Annotated in this window: 20 protein-coding genes; 6 read left to right on the top strand and 14 right to left on the bottom strand. The window is 66.2% G+C overall.

Annotation, left to right across the window (positions count from 1 at the left end):
• Positions 1-36 precede the first annotated feature (36 nt).
• A complete protein-coding gene (locus ABIC78_RS06635) occupies positions 37-219 on the top strand; it encodes a Flp family type IVb pilin (RefSeq protein WP_062782854.1) in 183 nt (60 codons plus the stop codon).
• Positions 220-318: 99 nt separating this feature from the next.
• Entirely contained in the window at positions 319-501 is a 183-nt protein-coding gene (locus ABIC78_RS06630; RefSeq protein ID WP_022678268.1) for a Flp family type IVb pilin, read from the top strand.
• Between the two features lie 164 nt (positions 502-665).
• On the opposite strand, the gene ABIC78_RS06625 is transcribed toward ABIC78_RS06630, so the two are convergent.
• The 4 genes from ABIC78_RS06625 to ABIC78_RS06610 are packed head-to-tail and all read right to left on the bottom strand — an operon-like array spanning position 666 to position 4,716.
• Complete coding sequence (locus tag ABIC78_RS06625; RefSeq protein WP_354488429.1) at positions 666-1,613, bottom strand: acetyl-CoA carboxylase carboxyltransferase subunit alpha; 948 nt, start codon at positions 1,611-1,613, stop codon at positions 666-668.
• Between the two features lie 49 nt (positions 1,614-1,662).
• Positions 1,663-2,556: a tyrosine recombinase gene (locus tag ABIC78_RS06620; protein ID WP_354488427.1), complete on the bottom strand. Its 894-nt coding sequence runs from the start codon at positions 2,554-2,556 to the stop codon at positions 1,663-1,665.
• Positions 2,557-2,566: 10 nt separating this feature from the next.
• Positions 2,567-4,459 carry a hypothetical protein gene (locus ABIC78_RS06615; RefSeq protein WP_354488425.1) on the bottom strand — a complete coding sequence of 631 codons (1,893 nt, stop codon included), beginning with the start codon at positions 4,457-4,459 and terminating at the stop codon, positions 2,567-2,569.
• Entirely contained in the window at positions 4,456-4,716 is a 261-nt protein-coding gene (locus ABIC78_RS06610; RefSeq protein ID WP_354488423.1) for a hypothetical protein, read from the bottom strand. The genes ABIC78_RS06615 and ABIC78_RS06610 overlap by 4 nt, the downstream gene beginning before the upstream one ends.
• Before the next feature lie 59 nt (positions 4,717-4,775).
• Here ABIC78_RS06610 and ABIC78_RS06605 point away from each other — a divergent pair, with 59 nt between their 5' ends.
• Positions 4,776-5,357, top strand: coding sequence for a shikimate kinase (locus tag ABIC78_RS06605; RefSeq protein WP_022676393.1), 582 nt, complete (start codon positions 4,776-4,778; stop codon positions 5,355-5,357).
• A complete protein-coding gene (gene aroB / locus ABIC78_RS06600) occupies positions 5,348-6,454 on the top strand; it encodes a 3-dehydroquinate synthase (protein ID WP_354488421.1) in 1,107 nt (368 codons plus the stop codon). The genes ABIC78_RS06605 and aroB overlap by 10 nt, the downstream gene beginning before the upstream one ends.
• Positions 6,455-6,573: 119 nt before the next feature.
• Here the strand turns inward: aroB and ABIC78_RS06595 are convergent, their stop codons facing one another.
• From ABIC78_RS06595 to zwf, 6 genes are read right to left on the bottom strand one after another with little or no spacing between them, the layout of a single operon-like run.
• A complete protein-coding gene (locus ABIC78_RS06595; protein WP_354488419.1) occupies positions 6,574-7,023 on the bottom strand; it encodes a DUF488 domain-containing protein in 450 nt (149 codons plus the stop codon).
• A complete protein-coding gene (locus ABIC78_RS06590) occupies positions 7,020-7,391 on the bottom strand; it encodes a tRNA-binding protein (RefSeq protein ID WP_354488417.1) in 372 nt (123 codons plus the stop codon). The genes ABIC78_RS06595 and ABIC78_RS06590 overlap by 4 nt, the downstream gene beginning before the upstream one ends.
• Positions 7,392-7,443: 52 nt before the next feature.
• Positions 7,444-8,412 carry a glucokinase gene (locus tag ABIC78_RS06585; protein WP_354488415.1) on the bottom strand — a complete coding sequence of 323 codons (969 nt, stop codon included), beginning with the start codon at positions 8,410-8,412 and terminating at the stop codon, positions 7,444-7,446.
• Between the two features lie 27 nt (positions 8,413-8,439).
• Positions 8,440-10,263 carry a phosphogluconate dehydratase gene (gene edd / locus ABIC78_RS06580; RefSeq protein WP_354488413.1) on the bottom strand — a complete coding sequence of 608 codons (1,824 nt, stop codon included), beginning with the start codon at positions 10,261-10,263 and terminating at the stop codon, positions 8,440-8,442.
• Positions 10,260-10,889 (bottom strand): 6-phosphogluconolactonase, encoded by a 630-nt coding sequence (locus ABIC78_RS06575; protein ID WP_354488411.1) that lies wholly within the window; start codon positions 10,887-10,889, stop codon positions 10,260-10,262. The genes edd and ABIC78_RS06575 overlap by 4 nt, the downstream gene beginning before the upstream one ends.
• On the bottom strand, positions 10,882-12,330 hold the full coding sequence (gene zwf, locus ABIC78_RS06570; protein ID WP_022676386.1) for a glucose-6-phosphate dehydrogenase: 1,449 nt from the start codon (positions 12,328-12,330) through the stop codon (positions 10,882-10,884). Before zwf ends, ABIC78_RS06575 begins: the two co-directional genes overlap by 8 nt.
• Before the next feature lie 309 nt (positions 12,331-12,639).
• Between zwf and ABIC78_RS06565 the strand changes: the two genes are divergently transcribed.
• Positions 12,640-13,569 (top strand): ROK family protein, encoded by a 930-nt coding sequence (locus tag ABIC78_RS06565; protein WP_354488408.1) that lies wholly within the window; start codon positions 12,640-12,642, stop codon positions 13,567-13,569.
• 118 nt (positions 13,570-13,687) lie between these two features.
• On the opposite strand, the gene ABIC78_RS06560 is transcribed toward ABIC78_RS06565, so the two are convergent.
• Positions 13,688-16,162, bottom strand: coding sequence for a TonB-dependent receptor domain-containing protein (locus ABIC78_RS06560; protein WP_354488406.1), 2,475 nt, complete (start codon positions 16,160-16,162; stop codon positions 13,688-13,690).
• 245 nt (positions 16,163-16,407) lie between these two features.
• On the opposite strand from ABIC78_RS06560, the gene ABIC78_RS06555 reads away from it, so the two are divergent.
• Positions 16,408-17,454, top strand: coding sequence for a LacI family DNA-binding transcriptional regulator (locus ABIC78_RS06555; RefSeq protein ID WP_354488404.1), 1,047 nt, complete (start codon positions 16,408-16,410; stop codon positions 17,452-17,454).
• 27 nt (positions 17,455-17,481) lie between these two features.
• On the opposite strand, the gene ABIC78_RS06550 is transcribed toward ABIC78_RS06555, so the two are convergent.
• The 3 genes from ABIC78_RS06550 to ABIC78_RS06540 form a co-directional block, all read right to left on the bottom strand.
• Positions 17,482-18,642 carry a glycoside hydrolase family 68 protein gene (locus ABIC78_RS06550; RefSeq protein ID WP_168351089.1) on the bottom strand — a complete coding sequence of 387 codons (1,161 nt, stop codon included), beginning with the start codon at positions 18,640-18,642 and terminating at the stop codon, positions 17,482-17,484.
• A gap of 68 nt (positions 18,643-18,710) precedes the next feature.
• Positions 18,711-20,813, bottom strand: coding sequence for an alpha-galactosidase (locus ABIC78_RS06545; protein WP_354488401.1), 2,103 nt, complete (start codon positions 20,811-20,813; stop codon positions 18,711-18,713).
• Entirely contained in the window at positions 20,810-22,132 is a 1,323-nt protein-coding gene (locus ABIC78_RS06540) for an MFS transporter (RefSeq protein WP_354488826.1), read from the bottom strand. Before ABIC78_RS06540 ends, ABIC78_RS06545 begins: the two co-directional genes overlap by 4 nt.
• Positions 22,133-22,405 lie beyond the last annotated feature (273 nt).

The following is a 22,405-nucleotide window of genomic DNA, read 5'->3' as shown; positions in this document are numbered from 1 at the left end:
TAAGCGGAAAGATGCACAGGTGGATGGGGCCAAGACATGAAGAACTTCTTGCGCAGGATCGCGCGCGAAAGCGAGGCGGTGACGCTGGTGGAATATGGCCTGCTGGTGGGTGCACTGGGCCTGTCGATCGTTTTCGGGCTCAACGCGTTTACCAATCAACTCTACCGTCTTTGGCACATTATCGACAATGCAGCGGTGGCTGCGGCCAATCGGCATTAAGCGCATTTTAGGTTTTACTGCCTAGAGACAGCATTGTCCGCAGCGTGACGCAAAACCGAGGCGGGCCGGGAAAAGAAGATCTCTTCAGGAGTAGAATTTATGAAGCTCGTCCGCGACCTGTTCCGCAACGAAGAAGGCGCCACCGCCATTGAATACGGCCTGATCGCCGCTCTGATCGCCGTTGCTGCCATCACCGCCATGGGCGCGCTGGGCAACTCGCTCGGCAACACCTTCAACCTCGTGTCGAACGACATGAACAACGCTTCGGACGGCCACCTCTAAGAGGCGCCGTCGCCCGGCGAAACACGCCGGGTGAGCAACAGGAAGGGGCGGAAGAAGGCGGGGGCCTTTTTCCGCCCCGTTTCTGTCAGCAGCACCAGACGGCCGGCACGAAAAAGGCCGCCAGGCATCGTGCCGGCGGCCTTTTCATATCTGGCCTGTGCGGATCAGGCGCCGATGCGCAGGAACCGTTCGGCGCGCAGGGCGCGCAGGGCATCGGCATTCTTGCCGGCCAGGTGATCGAGTTCTTCACCGATCGCGGCGGCGAGTGCGGTGCAGGTGGCGGCCGGATCGCGATGCGCGCCGCCCGCTGGTTCGGGCACGATGCGATCAATCACGCCCAGCGAGAGCAGATCCTGCGCCGTCACTTTCATCGCCTCGGCCGCTTCGGGTGCCTTTTCGGCCGTGCGCCACAGGATCGAGGCGCAGCCTTCGGGCGAAATCACCGAATAGACCGCGTGTTCGAGCATCAGGACGCGCTCGGCACTGGCCAGCGCCACGGCCCCGCCCGAGCCACCCTCGCCCACGATCGTGGCGACCATCGGCACGCCCAGCGCCAGGCAGGCTTCGGTCGAGCGGGCAATCGCCTCAGCCTGGCCGCGTTCTTCGGCCTCCACGCCCGGAAACGCGCCCGAGGTATCGACCAGGGTGACCACCGGCAGGCCGAATCGGCTGGCCATTTCCATCAGGCGCACCGCCTTGCGATAGCCTTCGGGCTTGCCCATGCCGAAATTGTGGCGAATGCGGCTTTGCGTGTCGTGGCCCTTTTCATGGCCGATCAGCATCACGCGGCGGTTGCCCAAACGGGCAAAGCCGCCGACGATTGCCTGATCCTCGCCATAGAGGCGGTCCCCACCCAGCGGCATGAACCCGGTGAACATCCGCTCGACATAATCGCGGAAGTGCGGCCGCGCCGGATGGCGGGCCACCTGGGTCTTTTGCCAGGGCGAGAGCGCACGATAGGTGTTGGCCAGAAGCTCGGCCGACTTGGTCTCAAGACGACGGATCTCGGCGGCGATATCCAGCTCACCGCTGGCGGCAGCCGTATCGCGCAGTTCGGCGATGCGGGCTTCCAGGGCGGCGACGGGTTTTTCGAATTCGAGGTACGAAATCATGGCGCCTGCGCTAGGGACACGCGGCCGTTTGGTCAATGGTCGCGCAAGCTCAAAGGTGCCTGAGCGGGTGCTTCTCGTTCACCAGCGCCACCAGGCGAGCCGAATCCACGTGGGTATAGATTTCGGTGGTGGCAATATCGGCGTGGCCCAGCAGGGTCTGGAGCACGCGCAGGTCTGCCCCACCCTCCAGCAGATGGGTGGCAAAGGCATGGCGCAATACGTGCGGACTGACCTTTTCCGGATCGATTCCGGCGCGCAAGGCCAGATCGCGCACCAGTTGGAACAGCCGCACGCGCGTCAGGTGCCCGCCGCGTGGCGAGGGAAAGAGGTGGCGCGAGCCACCCGGCCGCACCGCCAGCCAGCGCCGCAACGCCGCCAGCGCCCGCGTGGACACCGGCACCAGGCGCTGCTGCCCACCCTTGCCGGTGATCGCCAGGAACGGCACGTCGCGCGGCAGCGCGGCCAGCGGCAGCGAGACCAGCTCGGTGGCGCGCAGGCCCGAACCATAGAGCAGCTCCACCAGGGCCAGCAGCCGCACACCCTCGGGCGTGCCAGCGGCCGCATCGGCTTCTGCCGTTTCCAGGAAACGCGCGATTTCCGCATGATCGAGCAAGCGTGGCAGGGGCCGCCGCGCGCGTGGCCGCACCAGTGCCGTGCTGGGATCATCGGCCCGCAGGCCCTCGTCCTGGGCAAAGGCCATGAACTGGCGCAGCGCGGAAATCTTGCGTGCCTGGCTGGCCGGGGCAAGTTCGGCCCAGGTTTGCGCCAGGCCGGTCAGCGCCTCGACATCAGCAGTAACCAGATTGCCGACCACGCTTTCCGCGCCGGAAAGATCGCGCGCATAGGCAGCCAGGGTATTGGCCGCCGCGCCGCGTTCGGCCGCCATCATCGCCAGGAACGCCGCCACCGCCGGAGAGGCCGGCCCGGCGCTGCGCCTGGTCACAACCGCGCCTTCACACCCGCGCCACCGCTTCGGCGGCGATCATCCGCGCCTCGCCATCCAGGCCGACGCGGCGCAGCGCCGAGACGATGTGATAAAGATGCACCGCCGTCATCTTGTCCCAGCTTTGCGCCTGCATGCCAAAGCCGGCGAGCAGCGCGACCAGCGCGGGATTGTCGGATTGGGCAGCATCATCGATGGCGCGGGTCCAGCGCGTTTGCCGGCCCATGTCGATCTTGAGCTTGCCGGCAAAGGCATTGGCCGTGGCATCGTCCACGCGGCCCAGGCCCATCAGCCCGGCGAGCAGGAACTGCGAACGCAGCGCGCCGCTGCTGTCGTCGCCGCTCTGGAAGGATTCCAGCGCGGCGTTGCCGATCGCCGTGCTTTTGGCCGGGGCGGACAGGGCAATGAGGCCCCAGGGTTCGCTGCCCACGGCGACGACACCGCTCCACCGCGCGGCATTGGCATCGAGGCCGGCGGTCAACATCGAGGCAATCAGGCCCCCGGCATCGCCTGCCAGATCGGGGCTGGGCAGCATGCGCGCGGCGGCATAAGCCGTGAGCACCAGGCGCGAATAGGCCCGATCGGGATTGTCGGCCGAACCCCACAGCGCCTTGATCGCGGCCAAGCGGTCTGCGGCCTCAGGAGCGGTATAGGCGGTGCGCAGCTTGTCGGCCAGCGGGCCCCAGGTTTTGTCCTGGTCGGCCCCGTCCTGGGCGTTGATTTCGGCAAGCTGGCTGTAGAGGTCAACCATCGCCGCGCTCGACAGGATGCCCCGGCCCGCCGCCACATCGGCTGCAGCGCAGCGTGCCGGCAGCGGCAGCATGGGCGCACGCACCGCCAGCACCGCGTAATCGGCCCAGGCCTGCTCGCGCAGGTTCTGCGGCGGTTCGATGCCGACTGCAAAGGCCATGCCGGTGCGCCACGGGGTGAGTTGATCGACATCCTTCCATTCGATGTTGACCGCGCGGCGCGTGGCAGAGGTGGCGCCGGCCAGCTTCTGCGCCAGCAGGATATCGATCTTGTCGGTGCCGCCGCGGCGCATCAGGCGATCAAGCTGCGCCATCGCCGGCGGCCCGTCACCGGTGAAGCCGGAACAGATCGCGCGGGTCAGGTCCCACTGCATGCCCTGCCGCCCTGCGGCGGTAAGCGCAGTGATCGGGCACAGCCCGACCGGATCGGCCGTGGCCAGGAATGCCCCCATCGCGGCGTCTTCCAGGCCCGGCGTGAAAAAGCCGCTGTCGACCGACTGCACCATGGCGCGCGCGGGATCAGCCTCACCCATGCGCAGCAGCAGCCCAGCGCGCAGGGCGGCCCAATCCGCGCCGTTCATGCCCACCGGGGTATCCATGCGGCTCATCAGCGCGCGGCGCACCAGGATATGCCCCCAGCGCGACACCATCGGCCCGCGCATGTGGTTGAGCAACTGCTCCACGAACGGGCCGTTGAGATAATGCGTGGACGTGGCCGGAAACCCGCCATCGACCTGGTCGATCACCCCGACCCGCGCCAGGCTGCGCTGGGCACTGGGCGGAATATCGTACTTGGGCTGGGCCTTGGCGATCAGCGCATCGAGCGTGCCGGGATCGAGCGAATCGAGCGGATCGGCCGGGCCGCTACTGCCGGTCACATCGGCATTCTCATCCAGCGGAAGCGGCTGGATCACCGGTGACGCAACGGCCGCGGGCGCCGCCGGGGTCGTAGTCGGCTTGGCCGGCGCGGGAGCCGCCTTGGCGGCGGCAGGTGCTGCCGTGGGCTTGGCCTTGGTCGGCTGCGGGCGTGCGGGCTGCGCCGCCGGCTTGTCAAAACCGGGCGGCAGCAGCGATTCCTGCGCCAGCAGCGCGCCGGTCATCCCGGCAATGGCAACGCAGCCGAGCAGGGCATGGCGGAAAAGGCGCGGTGTCATGGCTTGCTTTCAGAATGGGCCGAGTTGGCGTTACTGGGCACGGCAACGGGCTGTTCCACCCAAGCGGTCTGGCGTGGGCCGCCCAGCATCCAGGCCAGCATAACCAGGGCCACGATCACGGCCGCCACCAGGCCACCGCCGATCGCCAGCCAGGGCAGCCCCTGAAACAGCGCGAATCCACCAGCGGAAAGCGTCGGCCGATTTTCCGGCCCGCGCCCGTCACCCTTGCCACTTTGCATCGAACCCTGATTGTTCACGTTGCCTCGCTGCCACGGCGCTTGCGCTTGGCCCTAGCGCAAGTATAGGCGGCGCGGCAATGGACCACGAAAGCGCCCTCTTATCCATGGCGGAAATCGCCCGCATTGGCCGCCGGATCGATCGGCCGGTGGTGCTGGTAGGCATGATGGGCGTGGGCAAGACCACGGTGGGCCGCAAGCTGGCCAGCCTGCTCGACGTGCCGTTCGTGGATGCCGACGAAGAGATCGAGCGCGCGGCGCAGATGCCGATCCCCGAAATCTTCGCCACCTATGGCGAACCCTATTTCCGCAGCGGCGAGCGCCGGGTCATCGCGCGCCTGCTCGACGGCGCCACGCCAACGCGGCGCAAAATCCTGGCCACCGGCGGCGGCGCCTTTGTCGATCCCGATACGCGGCGGCTGATTCTCGACAAGGCGGTGTCGGTCTGGCTCGACAGCGATATCGACACGCTGGTGGAGCGCGTGGGCCGCAAGGACAACCGCCCGCTGCTGCGCGGCGGCAACCCGCGTGAGATCCTTTCCCGCCTGCGCGAGGACCGGCGCGCCGCCTATGAGCAGGCGGCAATCCATATCACCAGCGGCAACCTGCCCCACGGCGTGACGGCAAACCGCATCCTGAAAGCGATTGACGCATGGCTGTAATCCCCGTCGCCATTGCCGGCGCCCCCTATGACGTGGTGATCGAAGAAGGCGCCCTCGCCCGCGCTGGCGCGCTGTGCCGCCCGTTCGTGCGCAAGGACAGCGTCGCGGTGATCACCGACGAAAACGTCGCCGCCGCCTGGCGCGAGACGGTGACGGCCAGCTTTGCCGCGCAGGGCATCGCCAGCCAGTGGCTGGTGCTGCCGGCCGGAGAAGCGACCAAATCCTGGGACAGCCTAGTGCGCGTGGTCGATTGGCTGCTGGGCCTGGAGATCGAGCGCAAGGACAACGTGGTGGCGCTGGGCGGCGGCGTGATCGGCGATCTGACCGGCTTTGCCGCCTCGATGGTCAAGCGCGGTTGCGGCTTTATCCAGATGCCCACCACGCTGCTGGCCCAAGTCGATTCCAGCGTTGGCGGCAAGACCGCGATCAACACGGCCATGGGCAAGAACCTGGTGGGCGCGTTCCACCAGCCCAGCCTGGTGCTGGCCGATCCCCTCAGCCTCGATACCCTGCCCCTGCGCGATGTGCGCGCCGGCTATGCCGAAGTGGTGAAGTACGGGCTGATCGACGATCCCGAATTCTTCTTCTGGTGTGAAGCCAACGCTGCCCGCCTGCTGGCCGGCGAGGCTGAGGCGCGCGAGCACGCCATTGCGCGCAGCGTGGCAGCCAAGGCGCGGATCGTGGCCGCCGACGAAAAGGAAACCACCGGCGTGCGCGCCCTGCTCAACCTGGGGCACACGTTCGGCCACGCGCTCGAGGCGCAGACCGGCTTTTCCGATCGCCTGCTGCACGGCGAAGGCGTGGCGCTGGGCATGATCCTGGCCGCGCGCTATTCCGCGCGGATCGGCCTGATGAGCGGACAGGATGCTGAGCGCGTGGCCGCGCATATCGCTGCCGTGGGCCTGCCGGCTTCACTCAAGGCGCTGGACATGAATTGCGACGGGCAGACGCTCAAGAACCACATGCTCCACGACAAGAAGATGGACGCCGGCACCCTGCCCTTCCTGCTGATGCGTGGGCTGGGGCAGACGTTCCTGGCCAAGGATGTGGACCTGGCGGATGTGGCAGCTTTCCTTGACGAGGAACTGGCGCGCTAGGTGCCCCGCCACCACCGGCTTCGCTGGCGGTTCCCCTCCCCACTTGTGGGGAGGATTTTGAAGGTCCTCCCCACTTGTGGGGAGGGGAACCAGCCGCAGGCTGGTGGAGGGGCGATGCCTCAGACTGTGTCGGGCACCAGATCGACCGCGGCAAACTCAGGCAGCATGGCTTTGCGCAGCAAGGTGCGGTGGCATTCGTGCGCGGCGCGTTCATAGCATAGCAGCGCGACGCGCTTTTCCTTGGCCAGGGCGTGCAGTTGCGCCCCGGCAGCCATCGCCTCGGGCAATTCAAGCTGGCCGGCATAGATGCGTTCGAGCGCCGCGTGATCATGCGCGCGGGCAGCGGCGCGGCCATCGGCGGGCGTGCCCAGCGCCTTGAAATGGACGTATTGGATGCCGGCCTGAGCCAGCGCTCCGGCCAGCGCGGTCTTGGAAAAGCCGGGCCGGCGCGACAGCGGCAGGGCGCGCACGTCGGCCAGCACGTCGACGCCGGCGGCTTTGAGCGTGCCGATCACGGCATCGAGCGTCGCCTGCTCGTAGCCAATGGTCCAGATCGTGGGCGCGGTCATAGCAGGCGGGCGCCGTTCGGCACGGGCCGTTCGGGACTTGCGAGCACCACGCGGCCTTCGGGATCGGCGAAGCCGAGCGTGAGCACTTCGGAAATTGCCTTGCCCACCTGGCGCGGCGGGAAGTTGACCACGGCGGCGACCTGGCGGCCGACCAGGCTGGCCGGATCATACAGCGCGGCCACTTGCGCGCAGCTTTTCTTGTGGCCCACGCCGGGGCCAAAATCGATCACCAGCTTGATCGAGGGCTTGCGTGCGCCAACCAGGTCTTCAGCGGACAGCACGGTGCCGATGCGAATGTCCACTTTCAGGAAATCGCTGAAGGCAACCGTTTCTTCGGGCTCGCTGGCGGGATCGTGAATAACATGCATGGGCCAATTGTGCCCCGGCCGCCCCGCTTGTGCAAGGCGGCCGGTGGCCCGATCAGTCCTTGTTGGCCTGGGCAAAGGCAGCAGCTGCGCCAAACAGGCCCGGCTGCGGATGGGTGATCAGCTTGACCGGCATCTGCGCCATGATCTGCTCGAACCGTCCCTTGGCGCGGAACCGCTCGGCAAAGCCCGAACGCACCAGGCAATCCTTGATGCGCAGGCCCAGCCCGCCGGCCATGACCACGGCCGAGGCACCATGGGCCAGCGCCAGGTCGCCTGCTACGCTGCCCAGGCTCAGGCAGAAGCGGTCGATCGCGGCGGCGGCCAGGCTGTCTTCGCCGCTGCTGCCCAGCGTCCAGATCGCCTTGTCGTCACGCGGGATGAACGGCGCGCCCTCGATCAGCGCCAGCGTTTCATAGATATCGACGATGCCAGGCCCGGCCACCACGCGCTCTACCGAAACGCGGCGATGACGCTTGCGCAGGCGGGCGAGCACCGCGTCCTCTATCCCGTCAAGCGGGGCATAATCGATATGTCCGCCTTCGGTGGGCTGCACCTGATAGCCATGCGCATGGCGCCACAACTGGGCCACGCCCAGCCCGGTGCCCGGCCCGACGACGCTGAATACGCCATGATCGGGCAGCGACACGTCGGGGCCAGACAGATGGATGAAGTGTTCTTCGCCGGCCTGGGCCACGGCATGGGCGACGGCGGCGAAATCGTTGACCACCACATAGCGTTCGGCGCCCAGCTTTTCCGGGATCAGCGCCGGCCGGATGATCCACGGGTTGTTGGTGAACTTGATCACCTCGCCCCCTACCGGCCCCGCCACGGCTATGGCGCAGGCCTTGGGCACGGTGCCACCGTTCTGGCGGGCGAATTCCTCCCACGCCAGCTGGAAGCTGGCATGTTCGGCCGTCTTGAGTGTGACGGCCTCGCCCAGATGCGTAACCCGGCCATCTTCCACAGTGGCCAAGGCAAAGCGCGCGTGCGTACCGCCGATGTCTACGGCTACGAGTTCCATGATATCCTCTCCCCCGAATGCCGAACGTTACAGGCCTGCTGCGGCCAACATGGCCGATCCGCCGCGCTCGGCCGGATCGGAATAGTGGCGCATCAGGGCAAACAGCTCGCGGCCCACGCCCATCGCCTCGGGCGGGGCCACCATATCTTCACGCGCAGCCCATTCATCAGCATCGACCAGCGCCACCAGTTCGCCGGTCTGCGCGCAGACGCGCACGATATCGCCATCGCGCAGCTTGGCGAGCGGGCCGCCCAGCTTGGCTTCGGGCGAGACGTGGATTGCCGCTGGCACCTTGCCCGATGCGCCCGACATGCGCCCATCGGTGACCAATGCCACGCGGAAACCGCGATCCTGCAACACGCCGAGCGGCGGCGTCAGCTTGTGCAGTTCGGGCATGCCATTGGCGGCCGGACCCTGGAAGCGCACGACCACGATCACATCGCGTTCGAGTTCGCCGGCCTTGAACGCCTTGAGCACGTCGTTCTGATCGGCAAAGACGCGCGCGGGCGCCTCGATCGTCCAGCGCGATGCATCCACCGCGCTGACCTTGATCGTGCCACGGCCCAGGTTCCCCTGCAGCAGGCGCAGGCCGCCTTCGGGCTGGAACGGCGCGGTGACGGGGCGCAGCATGCTGTCATCCCCGCTCTTCACCGGGGCGGGGTTCCACGTCAGCGTGTCGCCATCCATGACCGGTTCCTGCGCGCCATCGGCCAGCGAAGCGCCATAGACAGTGCGGATGTCGGCATGGGCCAGTCCGTTGTCGAGCAGTTCGCGGATGACATAGGGCATGCCGCCAGCGGCGTGGAAATAGTTCACGTCGCCCGCACCATTGGGATAGACGCTGGCGATCAGCGGCACCACGCGCGACAGCTCGTCCATGTCGTCCCAATCGATCTGCACACCAGCGGCGCGCGCCATGGCCGGAATGTGGATGACGTGATTGGTCGAACCACCCGTGGCGAGCAGGCCGACCACCGCATTGACGATGGCCTTCTCATCCACGCAATGGCCCAGCGGGCGATAGTCATCGCCATCCCAGCTGATCTGCGCGGCGCGGTGCACGGCGGCGCGGGTCAATTCCTGGCGCAGCTTGGTGCCGGGCAGGACGAAGCTGGAACCGGGCATGTGCAGGCCCATCATTTCCATCATCATCTGGTTGGAATTGGCCGTGCCATAGAACGTGCAGGTGCCGGCCGAGTGATAGCTTGCGCTTTCAGATTCGAGCAGTTCGTCGCGGCCAACCTTGCCTTCGGCATAGAGCTGGCGAATGCGCACCTTTTCCTTGTTGGCCAGGCCCGTGGGCATCGGGCCCGACGGGACCAGGATCGTGGGCAGATGGCCAAAGCGCAGGCCGCCGATGATCAGGCCAGGCACGATCTTGTCGCAGATGCCCAAGAACAGCGCCGCCTCGAACATGCCGTGCGACAGCCCCACCGCGGTGCTCATCGCGATGGTGTCGCGGCTGAACAGCGACAGTTCCATCGAATCCTGGCCCTGCGTCACCCCGTCGCACATCGCCGGAACGCCGCCCGCCACCTGCGCCGTAGCGCCCACTTCGCGGGCGAAAACCTTGATCTGTTCGGGATAACGACCATAGGGCTGGTGCGCCGAAAGCATGTCGTTGAACGCGGTGACGATGCCGATGTTCAGCGCCTTGCCATCGCGCAGCGCCAGCTTGTCATCCCCGGCGGCGGCAAAGCCATGGGCCAGGTTGCCGCAGGTCAGCTTGGGGCGGTTGACGCCTGCCTCACGCGCGCGATCGATGAGATCGAGATAGGCGGCGCGGGTATCGCGGCTGCGTGCCACGATACGATCTGTGACCTTGGCCACGGTAGGATGAAGGGCCATCATTCGCTCCAGTAGATGGTAACCGGCGGGCCATCGCTGCCGCGCAGGAAGTCGGAAACAGGGTAATCGGCGTTGCCGGCCAGCACGTCTTCGATCAGCGCCTTCTTCGATGCGCCGGTGACGACCAGGATCACTTCGCGCGTAGCCTTGAGCGCACGCGCGGTCAGCGTCAGCCGATCGAACGGTGCCTCGGGCGGCAGCGGGATGGGCGTGGTGGCAATCACCGTGGCGCCGGGTCGGACCAGCGCCTGCATGGTCGGAAACAGCGAGGCGACGTGGCCATCCTCGCCCATGCCCAGCCATACCAGATCGAACGGCGCCACTGCGGCGCCCTCTTCCAGGCGCTCGAACCTGGCACCGCTGTCACCCAGTGCCGCGTAAAGCTTGCCGAAATTGCTGGCGGGATGATCATCGGGCACGCGGCGATCGTCGGTCAGTGCCAAAGTGGTGCCCGACCAATCGAGCCCGCGATCCTTGAGCAGGGCAAAGACCTTGAGCGGGGTGGAGCCGCCGGTCATCGCCAGGCGCTTTTCACCCGGACGCGCCAGTTCAGTGGCGATGCGATCGGCCACGGCGGCAGCATCGCCGGGCGTGGCCCAGAGCACGCGCGGGTTGGCGGTCTCAGTCATTCCAGCTTCTCCCATCGCGCTCGGTCAGGGCAATGGCCGCGTTGGGGCCCCAGCTGCCGGCGGCATAGGGCTTGCACTCCATGTCACCACCGGCCCAGACCGCGCGGATCGCATCGACCCAGCGCCACTGCGCTTCCACCTCGTCACGGCGCACGAACAGCGTCTGTTCGCCCTCGATCAGATCGAGCAGCAGGCGTTCATAGGCAATGCGGCGGCGCGCCTTGGCAAAGGCCTGGGTCAGCGAGAGATCGAGGTTGACCTCGCGCAACACCACGCCGCCGCGATCGAGGCCCGGCTCCTTGGCCATGACCTGAAGCCGCACGTATTCTTCTGGCTGCAGGCGGATGACCATGCGGTTGGCCTGAAGCTTGCCGCCCCGGCCCGAGAAGATGTTGTGCGGCACCTGCTTGAACTGCACCACGATTTCCGAGCGCCGCTCGGCCAGGCGCTTTCCGGTGCGCAGGTAGAACGGCACGCCCTGCCAGCGCCAGTTGTCGACATGCGCCTTGATCGCCACGAAGGTTTCGGTGTCCGAAGGCTCGCCCAGGTCTTCCTGGTAGCCGGCCACCCCGCCGCCCTTCACCGCCCCGGCACGATACTGCCCGCGCACCATTTCCTCGGCCTTCACCGTGCGCAGTGCGCGCAGCACCTTGACCTTTTCATCGCGGATCGAGGTGGCATCGAAATCGCGCGGCGGCTCCATCGCGATCAGCGCGAGCAGCTGGAGCATGTGGTTCTGCACCATGTCGCGCAGGGCGCCAGTATCGTCGTAGAAACCCTTGCGCCCTTCCAGGCCCACGGTTTCGCTGACGGTGATCTGCACGTGATCGATATTGCCGGCGTTCCACTGCGGCTCGAACATCATGTTGGCAAAGCGCAGCGCCATCAGGTTCTGCACGGTTTCCTTGCCCAGATAATGGTCGATGCGGAAGATCTGGTCTTCGGCAAAGGCCCCGGCAACGGCATCGTTGATCCGGCGGCTGGAAGCCAGATCGTTGCCCAGCGGCTTTTCCAGGCCGATGCGCACGTTGTCATGCGCCAGGCCAGCGCGACGCAGGCCCTCGATCGTCGGCTCGAACAACGCGGGCGCGGTCGACAGGAAGATCGACAGGCCGCAGCTGGTATCGCCCAGCTTGGTGGCGAGATCGGCAAAGCCATCGACGTTCGATGCATCGAGCGTCTGGTATTCCAGGCGCGCCAGAAAACTGGCCAGCTTGGTCTCGTCCTTGCGGTCTTCCGGCAGGAATTCATCGAGCGCAGCGTGGGCAAAATCGCGGAAATCAGCGTCGGTGTGTTCCGAGCGTGCGGTGCCGACAATGCGCAGGCCCGGATCGATCAACCCGTCTTCATGCAGGGCATAGAGCGAGGGCAACAGCATCCGGCGGGAAAGGTCGCCGGTTGCGCCAAAGAGCAAAAGCGCAGAACAACTGCTGTCGGCCATCGGCGGATCTCCTTATCTTTCGCAACACGAATGCCGTGCGCGCTTGCATGGCAACGTGCGACCCCTTGGGTTGGGTCCTTGTCGATGCCTGCCCTAGTCGCTCATGCGGCGCGATGCACGTCGCATAAGTATGCAAGCGGGGTGGGCACTGCCAAGCACGTTTCCATGCCTGGCCATGGTAGCGCGCGCAATTTCCTGCCGCGCGCATGATCGCGCCGTTTTCGTGATAATTCGATTGCAAAGAGGTTGACCATACTGGCATCACGCCTTCAAGGACCGTCCGATTTGTCCGATCCAAAGGGAGAAATAATGCCTGCTGCCCCGCTCAACGGTGCCCCCCTGATCGGTGCGATCGAGGCAGGCGGAACCAAGTTCATCGCCGCACTCGCCACCCCGGAAGGCGAAATCCTGGCGCGCACGCGCATTCCCACGCAAACGCCCGAAACATGCTTCCCCGCGCTGGCCGATTTCTTTGCCGCCGCGCAGGAAGAGCATGGCCCCGTCGCCGCCTTTGGCGTTGCCAGCTTCGGCCCGATCGACATCGATCCCACCTCGCCCACTTATGGCACGTTCACCACCACGCCCAAGCCGGGCTGGCAGGGCGCGCGTTTCCACGATGTGCTGGGCAGCTTCGGCGCGCCGATCGTGGTCGATACCGATGTGAACGGGGCCTGCCTGAGCGAATGGATGAAGGGCGCGGGCCAGGGTTGCCGCACGCTGGCCTATACCACTATCGGCACCGGCGTGGGCACCGGCGTGGTCAGCCATGGCCGCTCGCTGATGGGCATTTCCCACTTTGAAAGCGGGCATATCCTGCCCCCGCACGACCGCACGCTTGATCCGTTCGCAGGATCGTGCCCCTACCACGGTGATTGCCTGGAAGGCCTGGCATCGGGTCCGGCGATCGAAAAGCGCTGGGGCAAGAGCCTGGACCAGCTGGCCGGTGACAGCGCGGCGATCGATCTGATCGGCGGCTATATCGCGCACCTCGCGGCAAGCCTGGTGCTGCTGCACATGCCCGATCGCCTGATTTTCGGCGGCGGCGTGATGAAGGCGCCGGGCCTGGTGGAATCGGTTCGCCGCCAGACCGAAGCCAAGCTCAACGGCTATGTCAGCCAACCGCGCCTCGATGCTGGGCTGGAAACCTACATCGTCACGCCAGGCCTGGGCGACGATGCCGGCATCACCGGCGCGATCGCGCTGGGCTGCCAGGCGCTGGACGTGGCCCTGCCGGGCTGATCTCGCCCACCATAAAGCGCGCACAAAAAGCCCGGCAAGGTCTGACCTTGCCGGGCTTTTTGCTGTTTATCTGTCACAAAAAAGGCGACCGGGAATGCCCCGGCCGCCCTCCCGTGGATCAGAACTTGTAACGAACCGAAGCGCTCATCGTGCGGCCCAGCATAGCGCTGTTGTCGAAGATCGCCTGGTTGGCAGACAGGCCGGCCGTGCCCGGACCCACCGCGATCGAACCGTTGTTTGCGCGATAGCCCAGCGTGTTGAACAGGTTGTTTACGTTGAAGCTCACTTCCAGCTTGTCGGCCGGGCGAACCTTGACGAAGCCGTTCACAAACGTGCGGCCCGGCGCGGTGTAGCCACCCGAAACCAGGAAGTTGGACTGGCCGCTGGCCGAGAAGCCGATGGCGGCAACACCCGCGTCATAGCTGGGCGAAACCAGCCAGGTCCACTTCGGCATGGCGACCGGGGTAGTCTTGGTGCCGACGTTTTCGGCATGGGTATAGACCACATAGCCGTCGAGCGAGAAGTGACCCGCCGACACGCCGCCCGAGGCTTCCACGCCATAGGAGTGGTAGATCGCGTCGATGAACGGGCTTTCCCCGCGCGAGGGAGCGGTGAAGTCGTAATTGCTTTCCTTCACCTGCGCCCGATAGAGCGTGACTTCGGCGTGGTAGCGACCGCCACCCACATTGCCGCGCTGCTTGAGGCCCAGTTCCTGCTGGCTGACATAGTTGACCGACAGGTGATCGCCACCGGCCGTCAGCTTGCCATCGGCAGTGAAATTGGCGTTGTTGTACAGCAGGCGATCGGCGTTGAAGCGACCACCGCGGCTGACGCGGACGAACACGCTGGTATCGTTGCTCACTTCATAGAGCGCGCCGAACGACCAGCTGACATAGCTCTTGGTGTAGTTCAGCACGTTGTCCGGGGTGGACTTGGTGTTGTAGGCCGGGATCGAGGCCGAGCCGAGCGCGTCGGTAACCGTCACGTTGCCCACGGCCTGCGGCGCATAGGCCGCACCCGATGCCTTCACGCTGTCATAGCGCACGCTGCCATCGAGGTTGAGGTGGCCAACCTGGCCTTCGAGCTGACCGTAGAGCGCATCGTCGGTGTAGCTGACGTCATACGAACGCCCGCCGCAGCAGCCGCCCCACTGGTTGTTGAAGCCGGTCAGGCCCTGCGCAGTCAGCTGGTTGCCGGCAGCATCGAACAGGTCGAGCGGCACGGGGTTGCTCGAACCGTTGAGGGTCTGCGTGGCGTTGTTGATGCGCCAATCCATCGCCACGGTCTGGCGCATATGGAACCAACCGGCGTTGGCCTTGACCTTGGCGCCGTCACCCACGTCGAACTTGCCGCTGAACGTCAGGTCGTTCACCAGGCTGCCGACATCCTTCATGTCGACATAGGCCTGCGCGCCGTTGCTGACGAAACGGCCGTTATAGACCTGGCCGGCGTTGGGGCCGGCAGCATAGCGCAGCGTGCCCAGACCCGCGAGCGAGGCAGCGGTGGCTTCACCGGTCCACTGGTTGGCAAAGGTGCCGCTCATCGAGGTCCAGCGGGCCTTGTCGGTCACGGTGAAGGCCGGGGTGAATTCGTAGTGGAATTCGCCGCCCAGCGCGGTGGCGACCGGGTGAATGCCTTCCATCGCCACGGTGCGCACGTTGCCGTTGGCATCGAGGATCTGGAAGTTCTGGTTGTAGATGCCGGTGGAGGCATACTTGCGCGCGTCGACACCATCGAACGTGCTGTAGCCGGTGATCTTGTTGCCCGAGAGCGTCACCAGGCTGGGCATCGAGGTGAACGTCGGCTCCTTGTCATCCAACCGCTTGAAGTTGAAACGGATGTAGCCCTTGCCGTCGTCAAAGTCCTTGGTGATGTTGCCCTTGATCTGATAGCCACTCTGCGCCTTGTACGGCAGGTGCGTCGGGCCGTTGCCATCGATCGCATAGCCGCCCAGGTGGAAGCGCACGCTGTCGGACAGGTGGCCGCCGTAATCGAAATCGACGCGGGTTTCGCGATAGTTGAGCGCCTGGCTCAGGCCGATTTCGCCGCCGTCATGCTCGCCGGTCTTGGACACGTAGTTGATGACCGCGCCGGGCGCCTGGCTGGAGAAGGTGGAGGCCGAACCACCGCGCACCGCTTCCACGCGGTTCACGTTGTTGTCAAAGCGCACCCAGTAGTCGTTGTTGCCGAACTGGATATCGCCGAACAGGGTGACCGGCAGGCCATCTTCCTGAAGGCCGACATATTCCGAACCGCCGGTGGAAACCGGGATGCCGCGCACGCCGATGTTGGCGTTGCCACCCGGGCCGGCGGTGTCCTGCACGTTGAGGCCGGGGATCGTGCGCAGCACTTCGGCCTGCGAACGCGGGGTGAAGTTGGTGACCGCTTCCTGGTTGATCTGCGACACCGAGATCGACGAAAGCTGGGCAGACTTGCCGCCGGCAGCGGCGGTCACCACGATCGGGGCGACATCGGCGGCGTCATCGGCGGGGGTCGCGGCCGGCTGGGCATCCTGCGCCAGGGCGGGCGTGGCAATCAGCGCACCGGCAACGGCGGCGAGCGACGCGCACGACAGAAAAGCGGACGGCTTCATCAGGTACTCTCCCATGAACACGTTCCCACATGCGGAGCGGGAATCGATAAATAGCCTGATACGCACCACTACAATCGTTTGCAATGCGCATTTGCACGCTATGCAATGGATTGCATCTTCAGCTATCACTTTGCCTCGGGCTGTGGCATCGCTGCATCACCCACCGCCTCGAAGCCCGGCGTTGCAGGGCTTTAAGTTGCCTGCTCCACCTTGCTTTCAGGGTTCCCCCAGCTAAAAGCGTGGCCATGACCGAAACGTCCAACGAAAAGACCGTAAGAGAGGCAAGCAAACCCAGGATCCGCAACATTGCGGAACTTGCGCGCATGGCCGGCGTTTCGGCCGGCACTGTTTCGCGCGCGCTGGCCGGCAAGAGCCTGGTCAACGCCGAAACGCGCGAGCGCATCCAGGCCATCGCCCGCGAGCACGGGTTCCGGCCCAACCAGATGGCCCGCCGCCTGCGCACGCAGCGCACCGGCGTGATCGGCGTGGTCATCCCGCTCGGCCACGAGCGCCGCCAACACATTTCCGATCCCTTTTTCATGACGCTATTCGGGCACTTGGCCGATGCGCTGACGGAAAGCGGGCACGACCTGATGCTGTCGCGCGTGATCCCGGGCGATGACGAGTGGTTGGACCGCATCGTCGATTCCGGTATGCTCGATGGTGCCCTGGTGATCGGCCAGTCCAACCAGATGGAGGCGATCGAGCGGGTGGCAGAGCGCTATCTGCCGATGGTGGTGTGGGGCAGCCACCGTGACGGGCAGATCCATTGCACCGTGGGCACCGACAATCGCCTGGGCGGCCGCCTCGCGGCGCAGCGCCTGCTCGACCAGGGCAAGCGCAAGCTCGTGTTCTTTGGCGATACCGGCGCGCCGGAAATCGCCGATCGCCTGGCCGGGGCACAGGATGCCGTGGCAGCGTGCGGCGGCGCCACGCCGCTCGTGGCCTGTTCCACCCATCTGTCCAACGAGGAAATCCCCGAACAGGTTGCCGGGCACCTTGAGCAGTTCGCCGGCCAGATCGACGGCATTGTCTGCGCGTCTGACGTGATCGCGATGACCACGCTGCGTCTGTTGCACGAACGCGGCGTGCGCGTGCCCCACGATGTGGCCGTGACCGGGTTTGACGATGTGCCGATCGCCACGCAGACCGTGCCGCAGCTTACCACCGTGCGCCAGGATATCGCTGGCGGGGCGCGCGCGATGGTCGACCTTTTGACCCAGCGCATCGCCGGCGTGGAAACCCCATCAACGATCATGGCCCCCGAACTGGTCGTGCGCGAAAGCGCCTGACCAGCACGGGAGGCCAAGCCGCCAGGTTCAGGCCGCGACGGTGACGCGATCCCCGTCGAACGCCAGTTGGAACACCGGCGCCGGCGTGCCACCGAACTGCGCGCGCAGCAGTTCGGGGTGATCGGCCAGCTTGCGTCCGTTCATGCCCCAATAGTCGATGAAGCTCCACACCGCGCCTTCGCCCGTCACCCACCAGCTATAGGTCTGGCCGGGCTCCCCGGCCGGATTGGGGGCAACCAGGCCGCTGCCGTTGATCTGGCGCCACGGGCCGGTGAGGCTGTCGGCCACCATGCCATAAAGGCCGTTCGGCCCATCGACCGCGCCGGGGGCGAAGGTGTGCCGCTGGGTGGACCAGAACAGGTAATAGCGCCCGTCGCGCCATAGCACGCAGGGGCGCTCCATTTCGTTGTTGGTGCCGATCGCCTCGACCAGCGGATCTTCCAGCAGCCAGCCGGCATCGCTCAGAGTGGCCAGGCCCACCAGCCCGTTGTGCGGGTTGTCGGTCCAGGCTGCGCTGCCGGTAAAGACGATGTGACGCTGGCCGGTGGCCGGATCACGGAACCACGCCGGATCGCGGAACGCCTTGATCGAACCAGGCGCGGGATTGGTGATTTCCTGGCGATCGGCAATATAGCGGAGGCCATCGGCGGCAACGATTTCCTGCGGGGCCTGCCATTGCCCCGGGCCATCCGCGGCCAGCGTGCCCGGCACGGCGAACAGGCGCTGCTCATAGGAAAAGGCCCCGCCCTGGCGACCGGCCACGGTGTAGAACAGCGTCACCGAAACGCCGTCGTCCATCACCACGGCGCAGCCGGCCCATTCGCGGGTGCCGGGGTTGAGCCCATCGGGCAAGGCGTTGCCATGATCGCGCCAGCCATCGGCACCGTGCGACAGCAGGCGGATGCGCGCCACATCGTGCCGCTGCACCGGATCGGGGAAGCACGGCGCGCTGAGGAAGAACCACCAGGTGCGCCCGGCATGCACCGCCGTGCGCCCATCTTCGTGCGCCAGCGGCCAGCAGTCCCACAGATCGAGGCCGGGCATGATCGGCGCGACATCCGCCGCCGTCACCAGCGGAATTTCGGGCACGGCGTCGTAGCCATGCGGCTCCCAACGGCTCGGCTGCCGGGTGACCGGGTGAGCAATCGTTTGCGCATCGGGCTGGAAAGAAGGACGATCGGCGGACATGCGACCTCGTGCTGGTTGGCGCGTCAGGCGCGCGAGGAAGGGTGGAGGGTGTAAAGCGGCCAGGTCATTCACCCGGCCTCGATATGAAAGATCGCCACGGTCTGGGCATTCATCGGCGGCATCGGCAAACCGGCATGGGCCAGCCAGTTGCCCGCCAGCGTTACCGGCGCATCCACCATGGCACGATGGAGCGGCGTGGTTGGGGCGGCGTGGCCACCAGTGCCACCGGCCAGGCGCAGCAGGCGCACCTTGCATGCCCCCTGCCCGGCCAGATGCGGCAGGCGCAGCGGCTGTGGCCGCCGATCAGCGGCCGGCGCGCGGCGAATGGCAAACAGCAGTTGCGCCTGTGCGTTGCCCTGGGCCTGCCACACCAGGCCATCGGGGCCTTCGCCCAGCCACACCTGCCCGCCATGCAGAAGATCGCGCCACGTGCGGTGAAACGCGATCCAGCCGGCCAGTTCATCCCACTGTGCCACGTCAAGCGTGCGCGGGTCCATCTCTACGCCGAAATGCCCCGGCATGGCCACGGCAGCGCGAAACGCCAGGGCCTGCGCCCGGCCCGTGGCATGGGCGGGGCTGGCACCGACGTGGCTGCCCATCATCTCGGGTGGAAGGAAAGCCAGGAACCCGCGCTGGATATCCACGCGGCTGACGGCATCGATATTGTCGCTGGTCCAATAGCGGTGGACATAGGGCGCCATACCGGCGTCGCTGCGCCCGCCACCACCTGCACAGGCCTCTATCTCGACGCCGGGATGGGCGGCGCGCAAGCGGGCCAGCAAGTCATACAGCCCGCGCACCTGTGCCGCGCCACCGGCCGGGGCCAGATCGCGATTGTGGTCCCATTTCAGATAGCTGATCGGCACCTCGCGCAGCAGATGGTCGAGGCAATCGAACAGATAGTCACGCACCGCTGCCTGCGACAGATCCAGCACCAGCTGGTTGCGGGCGGTGGGCTCCGCACGATCAGGCAAAGCCAGTGCCCAGTCGGGATGGGCGCGATAGAGATCGCTGTCGGGGTTGACCATTTCCGGCTCGACCCACAGCCCGAATTCCATGCCCGTGGCGATGATCCGGTGCGCCAGCGGCGCCAGCCCCTGCGGATACTTGGCTGGATCGGGCGTCCAGTCGCCCAGCCCGGCCGTATCGTCGTTGCGCCCCACGAACCAGCCATCGTCGAGCACGAAGCGCTCTATGCCGATCTGCGCGGCGGCTTCGGCCAGGGCGAGGATGCGTGCCTCGTCATGATCGAAATAACAGGCTTCCCACGAATTGAGATGGACCTTGCGCGGCGGCATCGCCCCGCCCGGCCAACGCACCATGGCCCGCACCGCTGCATGGAAAATCGCCGTGGCGCCGTTGCGCCCGTGGCTGGACCAGGCTGCCATCAGATCGGGCGCGCGCCAGCTGGCGCTGGGGGCCAGAACCACCTCGCCCGGTGCCAGGCGCGCGCCAGCCATGGCGATGAAGAACCCTTCGTCATCGCGCTCCACCCGGATCAGGCTGTCGCCCGACCAGCACAGTTGCAGCGCGTGAACCGGGCCGGTGGCATGCCCTGCCCCCTCGCCCAGCACGAACAGCCCGGCCGGGCCACCATGGCCGGCAATGCCGCGCCGCCCTTCGCGCTGCCAGGCATGGGCAGGCAAGGGCTCGATCCTTTCGACCAATTCGGCATTGTGCCGCCCGCGCCAGGACACCAGCTGCGCGGCATCGCCCGGCAACGGCAGCACGGCGCTGGCCAGCCAATCGAGCTGGATCGGCGCAGGGCCGGTATTGGTCAGCGTGGCACCGATGCGAAAGCCGCCATGACCATCGGCGGCGATGGTCTGCACCAGGCGCACGCCCTGCACCGTATCATCGAGGCAGATCACCAGCCCGTCGTCGGTGCGGGCAACATCACTGTTGGTCCAGGAAACGACCATGCCGGCGCCGGTGGCATCACGCAGTTCCACCGCAGCCGGGCCGAACCAGCCCAGCCCGCCCACCGGGGCGCTATCGAGCGGGACGTCTTCGTCAAACGAAAACGATGCCGCGCCGCGCGCGTCGGCCAGCGGCGGCAGGCCAGCAACATCCACCGCCGCGCCCCAATGGCGCCACACGGGAGCGCGGCCCTCGCGCGGCTCCAGCACGATTGCCGCATCGCCGCTGTTCAAGGCAAACATGCCGCTCATGCCAGGGCTTGCGCCTGGGCCACGGCATGGGCGCGCCCTTCGCGCACCCACAGGACCGACAGCGCCGCCGCGATCAACAGCGCGCCGCACAGCGACAGCATATTGCCCGGATCGCCACGCAGCACATGGGAATAGACACCCAGCCCCAGCTTGATGAAGCCCAGGTCCAACTCGCTCATCACCACCGCGAACAGCAACATGGGGATCACGATCATCATGTTGAAAATGCCCATGTAGACCCCGGTGCGGGCCGGCGGAATGGAATTGGTGAGGATGGCATAGGGGTTGCCCATGATGCTGCCCCAGGCAAGACCCACGCCCACCGCCGGCAAGAACAGCAGCGCCTTGTCGGTAATGTGCGGCAGCGCCAGCATGCCGAGGCCTCCCGCCAGCAGGCACAGCGCGTGCAGCGGCCCCGGCCCGATCCGGCGCACCAATGGCACCATGGCAAACGCGGTGACGAACGAAATGCCGTTATAGAACGCGGCCATCTCGCCATTGGTCAGCACCGCGCTGTGGAATGCCGAGCTATGTGCATCGGCGGTATGATAGACCGTCCGCGCAATCGAATAAGTGACATAGAGCCAATAGCCTGACATCGCCGACCACTGGAACAGGCTCATCAGCCCAAGCTTGCGCATGGCGACCGGCATGGTGCGGATGGCATCGGCAATCTCAGCCAGTGCCGCGCCAAAGCCCTTGGGCGCGGCCTCGATGTGCGCGCGTTCCTGCGGTGTCAGCGGCAATTCCGGCACGCGCCAGACCGACCACAGAATGGTCACCAGCGACAGGACGGCGCCGAGCGTGAACACCACCCGCACGGTATAGGGAATGCCATGGGCATCGACCCAGTCCTGGTTCATGCCCAGGCCGACCAGGATCGAGGGCGTCAGAAACGCCAGCATCTGCGCCAGGCCGGTGAACGCGCTCTGCGACAGGAACCCAGTCTGCCGCTGGTTGGGGTTGAGCCGGTCGGAGACATAGGCCCGATAGGGCTCCATCGTGATGTTGTTGCCAGCGTCGAGCAGCCACAGCAGCGAAGCAGCCATCAGCACCGACGAGGACAGCGGCATGATAAACAGCCCGAGGGCGCACAGCACAGCCCCGACCAGGAAATAAGGCGTACGGCGGCCCCAGCGGCTGGCGGTGCGATCAGACAGCGCGCCGATCAGCGGCTGCACCAGCAGGCCGGTGATCGGCCCGGCCAGGCCAAGCAGCGGAAGCTGCGCTTCGTTGGCGCCAAGATAGCTGTAGATCGGGCCCATGTTGCCCTGCTGCAGGCCGAAGCTGAATTGCAGACCCAGGAAGCCCAGGTTCATTTCCAGGATGCGCGCCAGGGACAGATGTGGCCGCGCAGATCCCGATGCCACGCAACCGCTGCCCGGCACCGTGCTGCCTGGCGGAGTTTCGGCCTGATTGCGGGCAAATTCCATGACGCTCTCCCAAGGTGCTTCACCGGCCCTTCGCGTGCACCATGGCACAGACAATGCGTCCTTACAACAATCGATTGCAAAATGGGCTCGTCGATCTTCGGCACGAAAACCGCGCGAACCGCAAGAAAAAGAAACTTGCCGCGAAGGGTTTTGCCACGC

The organism is Novosphingobium sp. 1529 (assembly GCF_040544855.1).
Lineage (GTDB): Bacteria > Pseudomonadota > Alphaproteobacteria > Sphingomonadales > Sphingomonadaceae > Novosphingobium > Novosphingobium capsulatum.
This window is presented reverse-complemented; position numbering and strand designations above follow the sequence as displayed.

Coding starts and splice junctions, on each gene's coding strand:
- ABIC78_RS06635 (WP_062782854.1), top strand. CDS start 37: ATGAAGAACTTCTTGCGCAGGATCGCGCGCGAAAGCGAGGCGGTGACG.
- ABIC78_RS06630 (WP_022678268.1), top strand. CDS start 319: ATGAAGCTCGTCCGCGACCTGTTCCGCAACGAAGAAGGCGCCACCGCC.
- ABIC78_RS06625 (WP_354488429.1), bottom strand. CDS start 1,613: ATGATTTCGTACCTCGAATTCGAAAAACCCGTCGCCGCCCTGGAAGCC.
- ABIC78_RS06615 (WP_354488425.1), bottom strand. CDS start 4,459: ATGACACCGCGCCTTTTCCGCCATGCCCTGCTCGGCTGCGTTGCCATT.
- ABIC78_RS06605 (WP_022676393.1), top strand. CDS start 4,776: ATGGACCACGAAAGCGCCCTCTTATCCATGGCGGAAATCGCCCGCATT.
- aroB (WP_354488421.1), top strand. CDS start 5,348: ATGGCTGTAATCCCCGTCGCCATTGCCGGCGCCCCCTATGACGTGGTG.
- ABIC78_RS06595 (WP_354488419.1), bottom strand. CDS start 7,023: ATGACCGCGCCCACGATCTGGACCATTGGCTACGAGCAGGCGACGCTC.
- ABIC78_RS06590 (WP_354488417.1), bottom strand. CDS start 7,391: ATGCATGTTATTCACGATCCCGCCAGCGAGCCCGAAGAAACGGTTGCC.
- ABIC78_RS06585 (WP_354488415.1), bottom strand. CDS start 8,412: ATGGAACTCGTAGCCGTAGACATCGGCGGTACGCACGCGCGCTTTGCC.
- edd (WP_354488413.1), bottom strand. CDS start 10,263: ATGATGGCCCTTCATCCTACCGTGGCCAAGGTCACAGATCGTATCGTG.
- ABIC78_RS06575 (WP_354488411.1), bottom strand. CDS start 10,889: ATGACTGAGACCGCCAACCCGCGCGTGCTCTGGGCCACGCCCGGCGAT.
- zwf (WP_022676386.1), bottom strand. CDS start 12,330: ATGGCCGACAGCAGTTGTTCTGCGCTTTTGCTCTTTGGCGCAACCGGC.
- ABIC78_RS06565 (WP_354488408.1), top strand. CDS start 12,640: ATGCCTGCTGCCCCGCTCAACGGTGCCCCCCTGATCGGTGCGATCGAG.
- ABIC78_RS06560 (WP_354488406.1), bottom strand. CDS start 16,162: ATGAAGCCGTCCGCTTTTCTGTCGTGCGCGTCGCTCGCCGCCGTTGCC.
- ABIC78_RS06555 (WP_354488404.1), top strand. CDS start 16,408: ATGACCGAAACGTCCAACGAAAAGACCGTAAGAGAGGCAAGCAAACCC.
- ABIC78_RS06550 (WP_168351089.1), bottom strand. CDS start 18,642: ATGTCCGCCGATCGTCCTTCTTTCCAGCCCGATGCGCAAACGATTGCT.
- ABIC78_RS06545 (WP_354488401.1), bottom strand. CDS start 20,813: ATGAGCGGCATGTTTGCCTTGAACAGCGGCGATGCGGCAATCGTGCTG.
- ABIC78_RS06540 (WP_354488826.1), bottom strand. CDS start 22,132: ATGAACCTGGGCTTCCTGGGTCTGCAATTCAGCTTCGGCCTGCAGCAG.